We start from the raw sequence: 14,173 nt of genomic DNA, 5'->3' as shown, positions 1-14,173 counted from the left end.
TTCAGCCACGAAAAGACTAGCAAGCGCGGAAGAAAATGAGCTTCCATTCTTCGGTCATTTGTGGGTCAAATGAGCGATCAATCAGAAGAACTGATGGCTTCTGATCTCATCGAGAGCATCAAAATGAAAGAAACTTCCAAGCACGAGCTGGACCGCATGGACCGCAACATCCTGCGCGCGCTGCAGAAGGATGGCAGGCTTGCGAATGCCGATCTGGCCAAGATGGTCAACGCCAGCGCTGCCACCTGCCATCGGCGGACGCAGCGGTTGTTTGACGAGGGGTATATCGCCTCGGTCCGGGCGCAAATTGCGCCGGCAACCGTCGGGCTGGGGGCGCTGGTGATGGTAGGGGTGGTGCTTGACCGCTCGACGCCCGAGAGTTTTGCGGAGTTCGAGAAGGCGGTCGGCGCGATGAAAGAGGTGCTGGACTGCAACCTGGTCGCTGGCGATTTTGATTATCTGCTGAAGATCCGTGTGCGCGACATGGCGGGCTTCAACCTCTTGCATGGCAAGCAACTGATTGCGTTGCCGGGCGTGCGGCAGATCCGGACCTTCTTTGTCCTCAAGGAAGTCAAGGACAACGCGCCGCTGCCGTTCTGAGGCGGCAAGCGGCGCGCTGTGGCAGACAATCAAGGAGGCAGGCGCACCTACCTCCCTGATTGCTCCGCTGGTCTTGCGCAGCCTGGTGGGGGTTAGCTGCGGGCAAAGGCCAGAAGATCCGGATTGATCACTTCCGGGTGCGTCGCAAAGGGGGCGTGCGAGAGACCGGGATAGGTCTTCAGCGTGCCGTTCTTCAGAAGCTTGATCGCTTTGTGCGCGGAGTTCGCGATCGGAACGATCTGGTCATCCTCGCCGTGCATGAGCAGGACCGGAATGGTGAGGGCCTTCAGGTCTTCCGTGAAGTCTGTTTCCGAGAAGGCCTTGATGCAGTCGTAGTGGGCCTTGGCGCCGCCCATCATGCCCTGTCTCCACCAGTTCTGGATCTGGCCCTGGCTGACCTTGGCACCTTCGCGGTTGAAGCCGAAGAACGGGCCGCTGGGGATGTCGAGGAAGAACTGCGCCCGGTTGGCGATCAGCGCCGCGCGGAAGCCGTCGAACACCTCGAGCGGGATGCCGTCCGGATTGGCCGGCGACTTGACCATCACCGGGGGAACGGCGCCGATCAGGACCGCCTTGGCGATACGGCCCTTCTCGGCCCGGGCCGCGTAGCGTGCCACTTCGCCGCCGCCGGTGGAATGTCCGATATGGATCGCGTTCTTGAGGTTCAGGGCGCGGGCCAGCTCGACAACGTCATTGGCGTAGGTGTCCATGTCGTTGCCGGTGTCGGTCTGATCGGAGCGGCCATGGCCGCGACGGTCATGGGCAATGACGCGGTAGCCCTTGTCCAGGAAGTACAGCATCTGATTGTCCCAGTCGTCGCCGGACAGCGGCCAGCCGTGATGGAAAACGACGGGCTGTGCGTCCTTCGGGCCCCAGTCCTTGTAGAAGATATTGGTTCCGTCCTGCGTCTTGATCGTAGCCATGGTCAATTCTCCTTTTGCTTGGGCAATATGGGCCCGGTTCAACATGAGAAGGGCAGCAGCGCCGGCCCCGGTGGAAAGAAGAGTTCGCCGCGTGAGGTCGAAGGTCATTGCGATCCCTTTCTGTTTGGCATGGACAAGCTACGCCGTAGCCCGTACGAAAGGGCGTGGCGAAAAAGACAATGATCGGGGCAAAACGGACAATGATGCAGGCGCCAACCCTCGTGGCCGAGATCGGCCTTTTGATCTATCCGGACTGCCAGCTGGCGGCGATCCATGGGCTGACGGACTTGTTCCGGATTGCCGGCGAGTGGACCGGCGAGCCGCCGCGCGCCATTCGTGTGTCGCATTGGCAGGCAAGTGAGGCCGGTGTGGAGCCTGTTTGGGACAGCCATCCCGGCAAGGCGCATCGGCTGAGCCATGTGATTGCCCCGCCAAGCCTGATCATGCCGGACCGCATGGCGCCTGTGCCCAGTGCGGCGCAGTGGATGAAGGAGCAGCACCGCTCCGGGACAACATTGTGTTCGGTCTGTGCCGGCGCGTTTGTCCTGGCCGAGACCGGACTGATGGATGGCCGCCGCGCCACGACGCACTGGGCTTTTGCGCAGCAGCTGGCGAAACGGTTTCCAAAGGTGCAGCTTGCCGACGAGAACATGGTCGTCGACGAGGGCGACATCATGACGGCCGGTGGCATCCTGGCCTGGGCCGACCTGGGGCTGACGCTGGTGGGGCGGCTGCTGGGCCCGGCAACGATGCTGGCCACGGCCCGGTTCCTGCTGATCGAGCCGCCGCGCAACAGTCAGCGCCCATTTGCGCAGTTCATTCCGAAGCTGGACCACGGCGACGATGCGATCCGGCAGTGCCAGCACCGCATCCATGCCGAGGCCGCGAGCCTGCAGGGCGTTTCCGATCTGGCCGACGGCATCGGCATGACCGGGCGGACATTCCTGCGCCGGTTCAGCGCCGCGACCGGGATGACGCCGGTCGAGTACTTGCAACAGGTTCGGATCGCCAAGGCGCGCGAGGCGTTGGAGCGGACACTGGTCCCCGTCGACCGCATCGCCTGGGACGTCGGCTACTCCGATCCCGCCGCCTTCCGCAAGCTGTTCCAGAAACTCACCGGCCTGCCGCCTGCTGCCTATCGGCAGCAGTTCGGCATTGCGGCGGAGGGGCACTAGGCAAGGATCTGGCATGGCCGGTCCTCTCAAGTTCTGGATCGCGAGCTGAACTGCCACAAGCGACGCCCGGGCTGCCGTTCTGGCCGGCAGCCCGGACATTGGTACTTAGTTGCGAGCCGCGCCGCGCGCTGCCGCATCGATGGCCGCTGCGACCGCAGCCGGTTGCGTCACGAACGGAACGTGACTGGCCTTGACCTCGACGATCGACGCGCCGATGCGTTCGGCGGTGTGCCGCAACAGCTTGGGATCAATGGCCTTGTCTTCCGTGGCGATGACGGCCCAGCTTGGCTTGTTGCGCCAGGCGGCTTCGGTCACCTTGGTGCCGAAGATGGCCATGTTGATCGGGACCTGGCTGTCGCGCAGGAACGCAGCATCCGCATCGCTCGTGTCGCCGGCGAAGCCGATCTTGAACTTGTCAAGATTGACGAAGCCGAACCCGTCCGCACCGGTTTCAATCACGAATTCGGCCGGCGGCGGGATCTCCTTGAACTGGTCACCTGTGCTCTCGCCGACGTCGGGGGCAAGCGCGGAGACATAGACCAGCCCTGCCACCTTGTCGGCCGTGCCGGCCTGCGTGATGACTGTGCCGCCATAGGAATGGCCCACCAGCAGTGTCGGGCCCTCCTGCCGGTCGAGGATCCGGCGGGTTGCGGCAACGTCATCGTCAAGCGAGGTGAGCGGGTTCTGGACGATGCTGACCCGATAGCCACGCGCGGTCAGGTCATCATAGACCCCGCGCCAGCCCGAGCCATCTGCAAAGGCGCCGTGAACCAGAACGACATTCCTGACGGTCTGATCTGCGGGGATGACGCCGTCGGCCATCGCGGCTGGCGTCAGGCATGCGAGTGCAACGACGGCCGAGACCGTTGTCTTCAGACGTGAGATCATTTCTTGCATCCTTGCGATAAGACTTTGATCGGCTTGAGAAGCCGGTGCTTGCCCTGCGCCATCTGGATGGCGCCGGTGGAAAAGCTTGGTCAGGATCCGGACAAGACAAATGTACCGAAGAACCCTCGAGGGGTGCTTCCATAGTTCGGCGAAAAATGAAGTGAAAACCAGCGCTGCCGCAAAATGATGAATGTCTGTCTCGCGTATGAGGGCTGGAGCGGAAGATTCTTCCAGTCGCTCAAGCCGGCTTGGCGGACGGCGAGACTCTCGCGGCGTTGAAGATCAATGCGATGGCGCGCCGGAACGGGTCGGTCAGGGTCTTCAGTCAGATGCAAAATCCGACGCCGGATCGATCAGTGTGAGGACGCCGGTCAGAACACGCAGGTCTTGAAGGGCAGGGCGGCGGCGCCGACGGCGGAGGGTTCGCCTTCGAGGTCCGAGACGATGAGCTTGGGCGTCCGGCGGCGGTTGCCGTAGCGCGGGCTGTTGTTGAAGGTGACGCGCTCGATCAGCATGTCGGCGAGCTTGCGCGGCACCTCACCGCCGAAGACGATGGCCTGCGGGTCGATCACCGACCAGATGGCATTGAGCAGCGTGTTGGTGAAGGGCGTGACGTCATCGACCCAGGCCTCGACGCCGGGCCAGTCGGGCCGGAAGTTGCGCCTCAGCCATTCCAGGCTTGGCACATGCATGCCCTCGGCCTCGAGACGGGCAATGAGCAGGTGCAGGGCGGGGCGTCGCTTGTGCCCTTCCGCATCGGCCAGGCCACTGAACTCGCCGGCGTTGCCGTTCGAGCCGGCATATAGCTCGCCGTTCAGGATCAGCCCGCCGCCGAAGCCGTAGTTGAACGACAGATAGGCAAAGCTCTGAATGTGGCGTCCAACGCCCAGCATCGCCTCGCCGACGGCGGCGGTGCTGGCGCCGTTTTCCACCCAGACCGGCAGGTTGAAGCGGCGCGACAGCAGCGGCCCCAGCTCGATCAGTGACCAGTCATGCAAGGGCAGCGGCGCGTTGTAGGTGGTGCCTTCGATGCGGTAGCCGGCAATGCCGAGGCTCAGCCCCAGGATCTTTTCGGCGGCAACGCCGCGCTGGGCGAGGAGCTGTGTAAGCCGGGTCTGGATGCGGTCGAGGCTGCCGGTCAAGGTCTGTCCGCCAATGTCGACGGACACCGTCTCGGCCGGGCCGGCAAAGGGCATCAGGCAGAGGCCTGCCCGGTCGGTGTTGACCGACAGGCCCACCGTCCAGGCGAATTCCGGATTGAGGGACACGGTCGGGCTCGGCTGACCGCGGCCGGTGCCGGGCCTTGGGCTGCCGAGCAGGATCAGGCCGCGTTCGGCGAGGGCATCAATGATCCGGTGCACCGACTGCTGCGCCAGCGGCAGGCGCGCGGCGATCTCGGAGCGGGAATGACCCGGATAGGCCCGCGCGAGGCGCAAGAGGGCGCGCTCGTTGTCAGAGACGACCTCACACGGGTCGCTGGAGCGCAGGAAGCGGGGCGAGATCAGGGAGACGGGATCATAGGTCATGGCCGGATTTAAAGCACAGGGCAGGCCGGCTGCAAAGGCGTCCCGCGTCACGGCATTGTCACACTCAAAGTGTAGTAATCTGCATGCCTTCACCACCGTTCCATGAGGAGCCGTCATGACTGTTCGAGCCACTGCCGCCGCGCTGTGCGCGCTGGCCTGCACCGCCCTGTCCAATCCGGTCAACGCCGCCAATTTCGAATTCTGGTATGGCAATACCGGCAAGATCGAAGAGGCCATCCAGGCCAATTGCGCCGGTTTCAATGCCGCCCAGAGCGAGCACAAGGTCACCTGCGTCGGGCAGGGCGGCTATGAGGTTGCCATGCAGAAGGCAATCGCCGCCTATCGTTCAAAAACCCATCCGGTGCTGATCCAGTTCTTCGACGCCGGCACGCTCGACCTGCTGCTGTCGAACGCCGTGGTGCCTGTCTCCGAGGTTCTGCCTGACGTCGACTGGAACAGCTACATCGGCGGCGCGCGCTCCTATTACGAGACGTCGAAGGGCGCGCTGTGGTCGCAGCCCTACAATGCCTCGACGCTGATCTTCTACGGCAACCGTGAGGCGCTCGCCTCGGTTGGCGTCAGCGAACTGCCGACCACCTGGGAAGGCGTGATCGAGGTCGCCACCAAGCTGCGCGATGCCGGCCATGCCTGCCCCTATGCCACCGACGGCCATCCCTGGCGCGTGCTGGAGCAGTTTGCGGCCCGTCACGGCGCACCGGTCGCCACCAAGGGCAACGGCTTTGCCGGCCTTGACGCGGAATATGCCTTCAATGCCGGCCTGCCGGCCAAGCACATGGAAAACCTTGCCGGCTGGCGCAAGGACGGGCTCGTCCGTCTTGCGGCCGACACCCGCGCCGGCAAGTTCGCCGATGCCTTCAACGCCGGCGAATGCGCCATGGTCGAGAACTCGACGGGCGGCTATTCCAGCCATCTCGCCGCGCTCGGCGACAAGCTGATGGTGGGTCTGGCGCCGATGTACGAGGGCGTTGAGCGGCGCAACACGCTGGTTGGCGGTGCCTCCATCTATGTGATGAAGGGGCATGGCGAGGACCAGATCAAGGCTGCGCGCGCCTTCCTCGACTTCCTGCGCGACCCGGCCCCGCAGCTCGAGTTCGTCAAGGCGACCGGCTACGTGCCAGTGACCCAGGCCGCGCTTGACCTGATCAAGACGACCGACCGGGCCTCGGATCCGGCCTTTGCCGTGGCAGAGCTGGGCGTCGGCTCGATGGACGTGGCCGGCAACGAGTACAGCCGCGGCATCCGGCTCGGCTTCTTCGTCCAGTTCCGCGACATCTTCATGGAAGAGACGCAGAAGGCCTTCAACGGCGAAAAGCCGATGCAGGCCGCGCTCGACGGCGCCAAGACCCGCGGTGACGAGTTGCTGCGCCGCTTCCAGGCGACCTATGCCGGCGTGACCCTGCCGTAAGCAGAGTGGCCCAGCCCCTGGCCATGCGCGTCAGGGGCTGGTCTTTTTCCCGGAAGGATCCTTGATGCTCGCCCTGTTTCCCCAGCGCTGGCTGGCCTTTGCTCTTGTGCTGCCGCAGACGCTGCTGATCGCGCTGTTCTTCTATCTGCCGGTCTATCTCGCCTTCTACTGGTCCTTCACGCTGGAGCGTCCGTTCGGCGGGGGATCGGAGTTCGTTGGCCTGCAGAACTACGCAAGAGTGCTGGCCGATCCGGAGTTCTGGCGTTCGCTGCGCCTGACCTTTGTCTTCATGGTGATCGGCTCGACGCTGGCCATCGTCATCCCGCTGATCCTGGCGCTCGCTGCGGACCGGCACATCCGGCTGAGCCAGCCGGCGCGCAACATCCTGGTCTGGCCCAAAGGCGTGGCCGGGGCCTCGATCGGACTTGTGTTCGTCTTCATCTTCAATCCGTTCCTGGGCCTGCTGGCGCCGCTCAATGCGGTGTTTCCGGGGATCTGGAACCCGCGCATCGACGGGGCGGACGCCTTCACGATGATTGTCGTGGCCCATGTCTGGGGCGGGATCCCGTTCAACTTCGTCGTGCTGCTCTCCGGCCTCCAGGCCGTGCCGCAGGTGCTGCACAGGGCGGCCGCGCTCGATGGGGCAGGGCCGTGGCGCCGGGTGCGCGACGTCCAGCTGCCGCTGATCGCGCCGCAGCTGTTCCTGACCTTCGCCCTCGAATTCACCGAAAGCGTCACCGGTGCCTTTGGCCTGATTGACTCGATGACCGAGGGTGGTCCGGGCGGATCTACTACACTTCTGGTGTATAAAATCTACGTGGACGGCTTCCGTGGCTATGACCTCTCGGGCGCTGCGACCCAGACGGCCCTGCTGATGATCTTTGTCCTGATCCTGACGGCCTTCCAGTTCCTCGTTCTGGAACGCCGCGTGAGATACGAGCGCTGACATGGTCGAGAACACCAAAAGCATCGACCGCGTCGCCGGTCTCATTCTGGCGCTCGGCATAGGGTTTGTCCTGCTGCCGCTCGTCCTCGCGCTCGTCACGGCCACACAGGCCTATGAAACCGTGCTGACCGGCGGCCTGAGCTGGCTGCCGGGCGACCAACTCCTCGTCAACATCGCCCGCGTGTTCGAGGAGACGGCACTCCCCGGCCAACTGGTCAACTCCTTCGTTGCGGCCATGCTGGTCGCGACGCTGAAGTGCGTCTTCGCCTTCATGACCGCGCTGGCGATCGTGTTCTTCCAGATCCGCTGGGGCGGGGCGCTGTTTGCCCTGACGCTGGTCACCATCATGCTGCCGCTCGACCTGCGGGTGATCACCACCTATCAGGTCGCCGCCGATGTCGGCATGCCGGTGAACCTCGTGCTGGACCTGTTCGGCATCGGGCCGCTGATGCGCCTTTCGGTGCTGGACACCTGGTTCGGGCTCGCCGCCCCGCTGGTGGCGCATGGGACCGGTACATTTCTGTTCCGTCAGGCGTTCATGGCGATGCCGCGCGACCTGCCAAGGGCCGCCGTGATGGACGGGGCGGGGCCGGTCCGCTTTGCGCTCGACATCCTCCTGCCGTTGTCGCGCGCGCCGCTCATCGCCCTGTTCATCATGATGTTCCTCGGCGGCTGGACCCAATACCTGTGGCCGCTGGTGGCCGCCTCGCGGCCCGACATGCAGACGGCCGTCGTCGGGCTGTCCCGGCTGGCCAACGACATGCCGGGGGCGGTGCCGGACTATCCGCTGATCATGGCCGGCGCCCTCGTCGTCTCGGCCATCCCGCTGGCCATGGTTGCCCTGCTGCAGCGCTTCATCGTGCGCGGCTATGCCCTCTCGGAGAAATGACATGACACAAGCCGCTGAAATCGCGCTGAAAGGCGTTGCCAAGCGCTTTGGCACGACCGAGGTGCTGCCACCGCTCGACCTGACCTTCACCGCCGGCGCCTTCACCGTGATCCTGGGGCCGTCCGGTTGCGGCAAGTCCACGCTGCTGAACCTGATTGCCGGGCTGGAAGCAGTCTCAGGCGGGGAGATCGAGATCGGCGGACGGAAAGTGCAGGACCTGCCGCCGCGCGAGCGGGGCTGCGCCATGGTGTTCCAGTCCTATGCGCTCTATCCGCACATGACCGCGGGCGACAACATCGGCTATCCGCTGAAAGTCGCCGGTGTGCCGCGCCGCGAACGCATGGCCCGGATTGCGGAGGCCGCCCGCGTCGTCGGCCTCGGCGACTATCTGGCCCGCCGCCCTTCGGAACTGTCGGGCGGGCAGCGCCAGCGCGTGGCGATTGCCCGCGCCATCGTGCGGGCGCCGCAGGTGATGCTGTTTGACGAGCCGCTGTCGAACCTCGACGCGCTGCTGCGCCATGAAACCCGGGCGGAACTCGCCGACCTGCATCGCCGCATCGGCGCGACGACGGTCTTCGTGACCCACGACCAGGCCGAAGCGCTGACGCTGGCTGACCAGATTGTCGTCATGAACGCTGGCCGGGTCGAACAGATCGGAACTCCGGCTGACATCTACCACCGCCCGGCCACGCGCTTCGTCGCCAGCTTCATCGGCCATCCGCCGATGAGCCTCATTGCAGCCACGGGCGACGGCACCTGGCTGCGGCTTGGTGATGGCACACCGCTGGTCGCCTCCACGCACAAAGGCGCTGTTCTGGCCGGCGTCCGGCCGGAGGCTGTGGTTCTGGACGCTGGAGGGGCATCGCTTGTCCCGCTTCACCGGGAAGATCTTGGCTCGCATATCGTCCAGGTCTTCCGTCTTCCCGACGGCCAGAAGGTCGCCGTGCAGTCTCCGGCCGGAAGGCCGGTTCCCACCGATGCCGGCCTCGGTATTGCCGAGCACGCCCTGCATCTCTTCGACGCCGAAACCGGCGTTCGCCTTGGATCCTGACCGAAAGGACATGTCGTTGTTGAATTACCGTGACTTCGTTGCCCGCAAGAACCGCCAGCCGTTGATTGTTGCCCATCGTGGGGCCTGGACCGTCGGTCCAGAGAACAGCCTTCTCGCCATCCGCCGCGCCTTCGATGCCGGGCATCAGATCGTCGAGATCGATATCCAGGAGAGCGCCGACGGCGTTCTGTTCCTGATGCATGACGACACGCTGGAGCGGATGACCGGCGAAACCGGTGCGGCTTCGGACAGAACGATGGCTGAGCTGGCAAGCTTCAGGCTGCGCGAGCGCGACGGCGGCAGCGATGCAGCCGTCTCGGATGAGCCGGTTCCCACCCTTGCTGAGGTTTTGGCGCAGGCGGAAGGGTGCGGCTTTCTCGATCTCGATGTGAAGCACCCGCACCTGATTGAAAAGGTCGCCGAAATGGCTGCCAAGCTGGGTGCCGCGTCCCGGGTGAACGTCAAGTTCCCTTTGCGCACGGCCGAGGACCTTGACCGGTTGCGCCACATCGAGGCGACGACGGGCGTCATGGTCATGCCGATGCTTCGCCTGACGACCGAGACCTGGGTCGATGATGTCGCGCGCGTGCTGGAAAGCGGTGCGGTGATGACCGAAATGAAGTTCGACAGCCTCGACACCCTTCGTGCGGCGGCTGTCCAGCTCAATGCAGGCGGCACCTCGGTCTGGGTCAATACGCTCGATCCCGTCTGCTCGGTCGGTCTCAACGACAGCCGCGCGGCGCATGAACCGGATGCGATCTGGGGTGTTCTGGTCGAAGCCGGGGTCTCTGTCTTCCAGACGGACATTCCTGATCTTCTTTCCGCCTGGATCAAACGGCAGGGAGCTGCAGCTTGACGACACCGTCGCCCAAAATCTGGGACTGGCTGATCGACGAGGTGCGCGCGGGTGCGGCGGAAGAAATTCTGCCGCGCTTCCGCAGGCTCTCCTCCGACATGATTGCGGCAAAGTCCGCGCCGGATGATCTGGTGACCGAAGCGGACCGGCAGATGGAAGAGCGCCTGCGCGTGGCCTGCACGCGCCTGATGCCGCAAGCTTTGTTCCTTGGCGAGGAGGCGGTCTCCGCCGACCGGAGCCTGCTGGAGGCGTTGCCGCAGGCGGAACTTGCGATTGTCTGCGATCCGGTCGACGGCACCTGGAACTTCGCCAATGGCCTTGCGGTGTTCGGCGTCATCATCGCGGTGCTTAGGCGCGGCGAGCCGGTGTTCGGCCTGCTTTATGATCCGCTCGGCGATGACTGGGTCATGGCCGAGCGTGGGGCAGGTGCGTTCTTTGCCCGGCCGGGCAGCGAGCCGGAACGGCTGTCGGTACAGCCGGCCACGGCGGAGCAGGGCGTTGCCGGCTTCGTGCCGCTGTTCCTGTTTCCAAGGCAAGACCGGCCGCGCATCGCCGCAGGCATGGCTGAACTTGGCCGGGCGACGTCGCTGCGCTGTTCCTGCCACGAGTACCGCCTGCTGGCGCAGGGGCGCGTCGACTTCAACGTGAGCGCCAGTCTGCAGCCCTGGGATCACATCGCCGGTGCCCTGGCGGTGGAGGAGGCCGGTGGCATCGCGAGGCTGGCCGACGGCTCCCCTTATCGCGGTGCCAACGTCCCGAAAGGCCCGTTGATTGCCGCCGCCTCGCCCGAGGTTCATGGTGAGGTTCGCGATCGCCTTGGGTTCGCTCAAGGTTAGCAGCGCAACGTTGCAGCGGCCTGACGCTTCTGCAGGTGGTGAAGTTACTCTCGACCGGAGGGGACGGGCGGCAGCGGCGCAACTGTCCGGCGCCCTGCCGGCCGCGACTTTTAGCCTGGCCTCACCGGCAGCGTCAGGACATCGATCTCAGCGGACTTCAGGATGTCTGAAGTCACACTGCCAAGGATGAAGCGCGCAAGGGCGTTCTTGCCGTGGGCGGTCACGACAAGCAAATCTGCATGGAACTCCCGCGCGGCCGTCAGGACTTCGGTTGCGCAATCGCTTTCATCATGCCGGACATGCAAATCGGCCTGAAGCGGGGACAAGCCTTGGAGGAACTCGGCCAGCTGGCGACGGGACGTGCTGCGCTGGCCTTCCAGGAAGCTCTCCCGGTCTGCGCCGGCTACTGTGCCGGCCATTGCCAGGCGCAGCACCGAGGCTTCGAAGACATGCAGGATGCTGCAGCGGGCGGATGCGGCAAGGTCGAGCCCTGCGAACTGGCTGAGTGCCGTTCTGGAGGCATCTGACAGATCCGTGGTCAGCAGGACATGACGCCAGGGGCCGACCGGCGGGCCATTGACCATCAGGACCGGGCAGTCGACGGATCTGATCGTCCGTTCAGCTGTGGTGCCGACAAAGGCATCATGAAGGACCTGACGTCGGTGCGGACCAAGGATCAGCAGGTCGGGCCGGCGCTCGGCAGCAGCCTTGACAATGCCGGAGAACGGGTCGGCGAGCGTGACGCTGGTCTCGCAGCGGATCCCATCAACATCCTGCAGCGACTGAGCCAGATCCCGCAGCAGCATGCGCGTATCTGCAAGCTCATGGTCGACGATGCGGCGCGGCCGATCATCATCCACGACATGCAGGAGATCGAGCACAGCTCCGGTCTGGTGCGCAAGCAGCACCGCTCGGCGCAAGGCGCGGTCGGAGCGTTCGGAAAAATCCGTGGCCAGCATGATCCGCTGCATTGGTCCGTGTCTCCGTTCCCGCAGTTTATGTCTCGTCTTGTTGATCCAAACACGCATCAACCTGAGGTGAATTGATCCAGCTCAATCAACAGATGCCAAACGTCGCTATGCTTCACAAAAGTGAGGTCAGGAGCGTTCGGCGATGCCAAGCGACAGATATCAGACGGTAAAGGACGTGGCGGACCGGTTGCAGATTGCCGAGGCGACGGTCCGTCACTGGATCAAGACGGGAGACCTGCGCGCCATCGATATCGGCAAAGGGTGGCGGATCGCCGACTGCGACCTCGATCTGTTTTTGCGCCGTCATGAAACGGTGCCAAGGCTCGCCGGAAGCGGCGAGGCGCTGCGCATCAAGGACCATGACGCATGACTGCTTTTGCCGAGATCGCGTTGCTTCTGGTCATGGCGACGGGCATTGGCCTCGTCGGCATTGTGTTGCGGCAGCCCCTGATCGTCAGTTTCATTGCCGTTGGCCTTGTTGCCGGCCCTTCCGCACTCGACATCGTACATTCCGATGAGCAGATCAGCCTCCTGTCGGAACTCGGCATTGCGGTGCTGCTGTTTCTGGTCGGCATCAAGCTGGATGTGAAGCTGATCCGGTCACTGGGTGTGGTCTCGGTCATGACGGGACTGGGGCAGGTCCTGTTCACAGCATTCTTCGGTTATCTGATCGGCCTCGCCCTTGGGCTGGGGCATGTCACCAGCCTCTATGTGGCTGTTGCCCTGACATTTTCATCCACGATCATCATCGTGAAGCTGCTCTCAGACAAGCGCGAGATCGACGCCCTGCACGGGCAGATCGCGCTTGGCTTCTTGATTGTGCAGGACCTGTTCGTGGTGTTCGCGATGATTGTCCTGTCGGCCATCGGCATCGGCTCGGGTGCCGAAGGCGGGCATGGGCAGGGCTCTGTCCTGACGGTGATGATGGCCGGCCTGGCGATGGTGGCCGCCGTCGTTCTCTTTGTCCGTTACCTCGCCAATCCCTTGACGGAACGCCTGGCCCGGGCACCGGAACTGCTGGTGATATTCGCCCTGGCCCTGGCCGCGATGTTTGCTGCCATCGGGGATCTGGTCGGCCTGGGCAAGGAAGTGGGTGGACTGCTTGCCGGTGTGGCGCTGGCCTCGACGTCTTACCGGGAAACCATTGCAGCCCGGCTTGCACCGCTGCGGGACTTCCTGCTCCTGTTTTTCTTCATTGCACTCGGGGCGACCCTCGATCTGTCGCTGCTAGGCAACCACGTGACCGGCGCAATCGTGTTCTCGCTTTTCGTGCTGGTCGGCAATCCCCTGATCGTGCTCGCGATCATGGGGGCCATGGGCTACAGCAAGCGGACGGGATTATTGGCGGGGCTGACTGTAGCCCAGATCAGCGAGTTCTCGCTGATCTTCATTGCCATGGGCGTGTCACTCGGCCATGTGGCGGACGAAGCGCTCGGACTGGTGACGATGGTCGGCCTCGTGACAATCGCGGCCTCGACCTACATGATCACCTATTCGCACCAGCTCTATGCCCTGTTTGAGCCGTATCTTGGTGTTTTCGAGCGCCGGACTATGACGCGCGAGCCGTCCGATGCCGGGGCTCACAGGAGCGACAGCTTCAAGGTCATCATTTTCGGCCTCGGCCGCTTCGGGACGGCCATAGGCATGCGGTTGCACAAGCGTGGCATCCGTGTACTGGGCGTCGATTTCAATCCGCAGGCGGTGCAGCGCTGGCGAGAGTTGGGCATCGAGGCTGAATTCGGCGATGCGACCGACCCTGAGTTTGTGGCCGAACTGCCGTTGCGCGGAGCCAGTTGGGCCGTTTCGACGGTGCCGATCCATCCGACCGGCCTCAGTCACGAGGACACCCGGCGGACCCTCATTCAGCTGACCCGCGCCGGCGGGTTCAAGGGACGCATCGCTGTGACATCCCACTCGTCCGAGGACACCGGCAACCTTGTCGGGTCCGGCGCCGACATGGTGCTCGAGCCGTTCCAGGATGCAGCCGACCGGGCTGTGGAGCTTCTGTGCGGTGCCGCGGCAGAAGAACGGACGCAGATCCCCGAAATAGCAGCGGAGGGCCGAGCGACCGCCTGATCCGCAAGAC

Annotated in this window: 14 protein-coding genes; 10 read left to right on the top strand and 4 right to left on the bottom strand. The window is 64.3% G+C overall.

What is annotated here, in order from left to right; genetic code table 11:
- Window positions 1–123 precede the first annotated feature (123 nt).
- Window positions 124–600, top strand: a complete 477-nt coding sequence (locus tag C8348_RS18930; RefSeq protein ID WP_106754883.1) for an Lrp/AsnC family transcriptional regulator — start codon at window positions 124–126, stop codon at window positions 598–600.
- Between the two features lie 92 nt (window positions 601–692).
- On the opposite strand, the gene C8348_RS18925 is transcribed toward C8348_RS18930, so the two are convergent.
- Window positions 693–1,523, bottom strand: coding sequence for an alpha/beta fold hydrolase (locus C8348_RS18925; protein ID WP_106754865.1), 831 nt, complete (start codon window positions 1,521–1,523; stop codon window positions 693–695).
- A gap of 164 nt (window positions 1,524–1,687) precedes the next feature.
- On the opposite strand from C8348_RS18925, the gene C8348_RS18920 reads away from it, so the two are divergent.
- Entirely contained in the window at window positions 1,688–2,698 is a 1,011-nt protein-coding gene (locus tag C8348_RS18920; protein WP_244294057.1) for a GlxA family transcriptional regulator, read from the top strand.
- A gap of 105 nt (window positions 2,699–2,803) precedes the next feature.
- On the opposite strand, the gene C8348_RS18915 is transcribed toward C8348_RS18920, so the two are convergent.
- Both C8348_RS18915 and C8348_RS18910 read right to left on the bottom strand, forming a co-directional pair.
- Window positions 2,804–3,586, bottom strand: coding sequence for an alpha/beta fold hydrolase (locus tag C8348_RS18915; protein WP_198647141.1), 783 nt, complete (start codon window positions 3,584–3,586; stop codon window positions 2,804–2,806).
- 371 nt (window positions 3,587–3,957) lie between these two features.
- Entirely contained in the window at window positions 3,958–5,112 is a 1,155-nt protein-coding gene (locus C8348_RS18910) for an ROK family transcriptional regulator (protein WP_106754882.1), read from the bottom strand.
- A gap of 115 nt (window positions 5,113–5,227) precedes the next feature.
- On the opposite strand from C8348_RS18910, the gene C8348_RS18905 reads away from it, so the two are divergent.
- The 6 genes from C8348_RS18905 to C8348_RS18880 all read left to right on the top strand — a co-directional run bounded on the left by C8348_RS18905 (window position 5,228) and on the right by C8348_RS18880 (window position 11,116).
- Window positions 5,228–6,538 (top strand): extracellular solute-binding protein, encoded by a 1,311-nt coding sequence (locus C8348_RS18905; RefSeq protein ID WP_106754862.1) that lies wholly within the window; start codon window positions 5,228–5,230, stop codon window positions 6,536–6,538.
- Window positions 6,539–6,602: 64 nt separating this feature from the next.
- The gene (locus C8348_RS18900) at window positions 6,603–7,484 is read left to right on the top strand and encodes a carbohydrate ABC transporter permease (protein WP_106754861.1); all 882 of its coding nucleotides are present in this window, start codon (window positions 6,603–6,605) and stop codon (window positions 7,482–7,484) included.
- Between the two features lies 1 nt (window position 7,485).
- Window positions 7,486–8,373 (top strand): carbohydrate ABC transporter permease, encoded by an 888-nt coding sequence (locus C8348_RS18895; RefSeq protein WP_106754860.1) that lies wholly within the window; start codon window positions 7,486–7,488, stop codon window positions 8,371–8,373.
- Window position 8,374: 1 nt separating this feature from the next.
- Window positions 8,375–9,424 carry an ABC transporter ATP-binding protein gene (locus C8348_RS18890; protein ID WP_106754859.1) on the top strand — a complete coding sequence of 350 codons (1,050 nt, stop codon included), beginning with the start codon at window positions 8,375–8,377 and terminating at the stop codon, window positions 9,422–9,424.
- Window positions 9,425–9,434: 10 nt separating this feature from the next.
- Window positions 9,435–10,280, top strand: a complete 846-nt coding sequence (locus C8348_RS18885; RefSeq protein ID WP_198647140.1) for a glycerophosphodiester phosphodiesterase family protein — start codon at window positions 9,435–9,437, stop codon at window positions 10,278–10,280.
- The gene (locus tag C8348_RS18880; protein WP_198647139.1) at window positions 10,277–11,116 is read left to right on the top strand and encodes an inositol monophosphatase family protein; all 840 of its coding nucleotides are present in this window, start codon (window positions 10,277–10,279) and stop codon (window positions 11,114–11,116) included. Before C8348_RS18885 ends, C8348_RS18880 begins: the two co-directional genes overlap by 4 nt.
- A 110-nt stretch (window positions 11,117–11,226) precedes the next feature.
- On the opposite strand, the gene C8348_RS18875 is transcribed toward C8348_RS18880, so the two are convergent.
- On the bottom strand, window positions 11,227–12,087 hold the full coding sequence (locus C8348_RS18875; RefSeq protein WP_198647138.1) for a universal stress protein: 861 nt from the start codon (window positions 12,085–12,087) through the stop codon (window positions 11,227–11,229).
- A 142-nt stretch (window positions 12,088–12,229) separates the two neighbouring features.
- Between C8348_RS18875 and C8348_RS18870 the strand changes: the two genes are divergently transcribed.
- Both C8348_RS18870 and C8348_RS18865 read left to right on the top strand, forming a co-directional pair.
- Window positions 12,230–12,457, top strand: a complete 228-nt coding sequence (locus C8348_RS18870) for a helix-turn-helix domain-containing protein (protein WP_106754857.1) — start codon at window positions 12,230–12,232, stop codon at window positions 12,455–12,457.
- Window positions 12,454–14,163: a cation:proton antiporter gene (locus C8348_RS18865; protein WP_106754856.1), complete on the top strand. Its 1,710-nt coding sequence runs from the start codon at window positions 12,454–12,456 to the stop codon at window positions 14,161–14,163. The genes C8348_RS18870 and C8348_RS18865 overlap by 4 nt, the downstream gene beginning before the upstream one ends.
- The last annotated feature ends 10 nt before the right edge of the window (window positions 14,164–14,173 follow it).

The organism is Pannonibacter carbonis, assembly GCF_003012935.1.
Classification (GTDB): Bacteria; Pseudomonadota; Alphaproteobacteria; order Rhizobiales; family Stappiaceae; genus Pannonibacter; species Pannonibacter carbonis.
This window is presented reverse-complemented; position numbering and strand designations above follow the sequence as displayed.

Excerpts from the sequence above, each read along its gene's own strand:
- C8348_RS18930 (WP_106754883.1), top strand. The coding sequence starts at position 124 with ATGAAAGAAACTTCCAAGCACGAGCTGGACCGCATGGACCGCAACATC.
- C8348_RS18925 (WP_106754865.1), bottom strand. The coding sequence starts at position 1,523 with ATGGCTACGATCAAGACGCAGGACGGAACCAATATCTTCTACAAGGAC.
- C8348_RS18915 (WP_198647141.1), bottom strand. The coding sequence starts at position 3,586 with ATGATCTCACGTCTGAAGACAACGGTCTCGGCCGTCGTTGCACTCGCA.
- C8348_RS18910 (WP_106754882.1), bottom strand. The coding sequence starts at position 5,112 with ATGACCTATGATCCCGTCTCCCTGATCTCGCCCCGCTTCCTGCGCTCC.
- C8348_RS18905 (WP_106754862.1), top strand. The coding sequence starts at position 5,228 with ATGACTGTTCGAGCCACTGCCGCCGCGCTGTGCGCGCTGGCCTGCACC.
- C8348_RS18900 (WP_106754861.1), top strand. The coding sequence starts at position 6,603 with ATGCTCGCCCTGTTTCCCCAGCGCTGGCTGGCCTTTGCTCTTGTGCTG.
- C8348_RS18895 (WP_106754860.1), top strand. The coding sequence starts at position 7,486 with ATGGTCGAGAACACCAAAAGCATCGACCGCGTCGCCGGTCTCATTCTG.
- C8348_RS18890 (WP_106754859.1), top strand. The coding sequence starts at position 8,375 with ATGACACAAGCCGCTGAAATCGCGCTGAAAGGCGTTGCCAAGCGCTTT.
- C8348_RS18885 (WP_198647140.1), top strand. The coding sequence starts at position 9,435 with ATGTCGTTGTTGAATTACCGTGACTTCGTTGCCCGCAAGAACCGCCAG.
- C8348_RS18875 (WP_198647138.1), bottom strand. The coding sequence starts at position 12,087 with ATGCAGCGGATCATGCTGGCCACGGATTTTTCCGAACGCTCCGACCGC.
- C8348_RS18870 (WP_106754857.1), top strand. The coding sequence starts at position 12,230 with ATGCCAAGCGACAGATATCAGACGGTAAAGGACGTGGCGGACCGGTTG.
- C8348_RS18865 (WP_106754856.1), top strand. The coding sequence starts at position 12,454 with ATGACTGCTTTTGCCGAGATCGCGTTGCTTCTGGTCATGGCGACGGGC.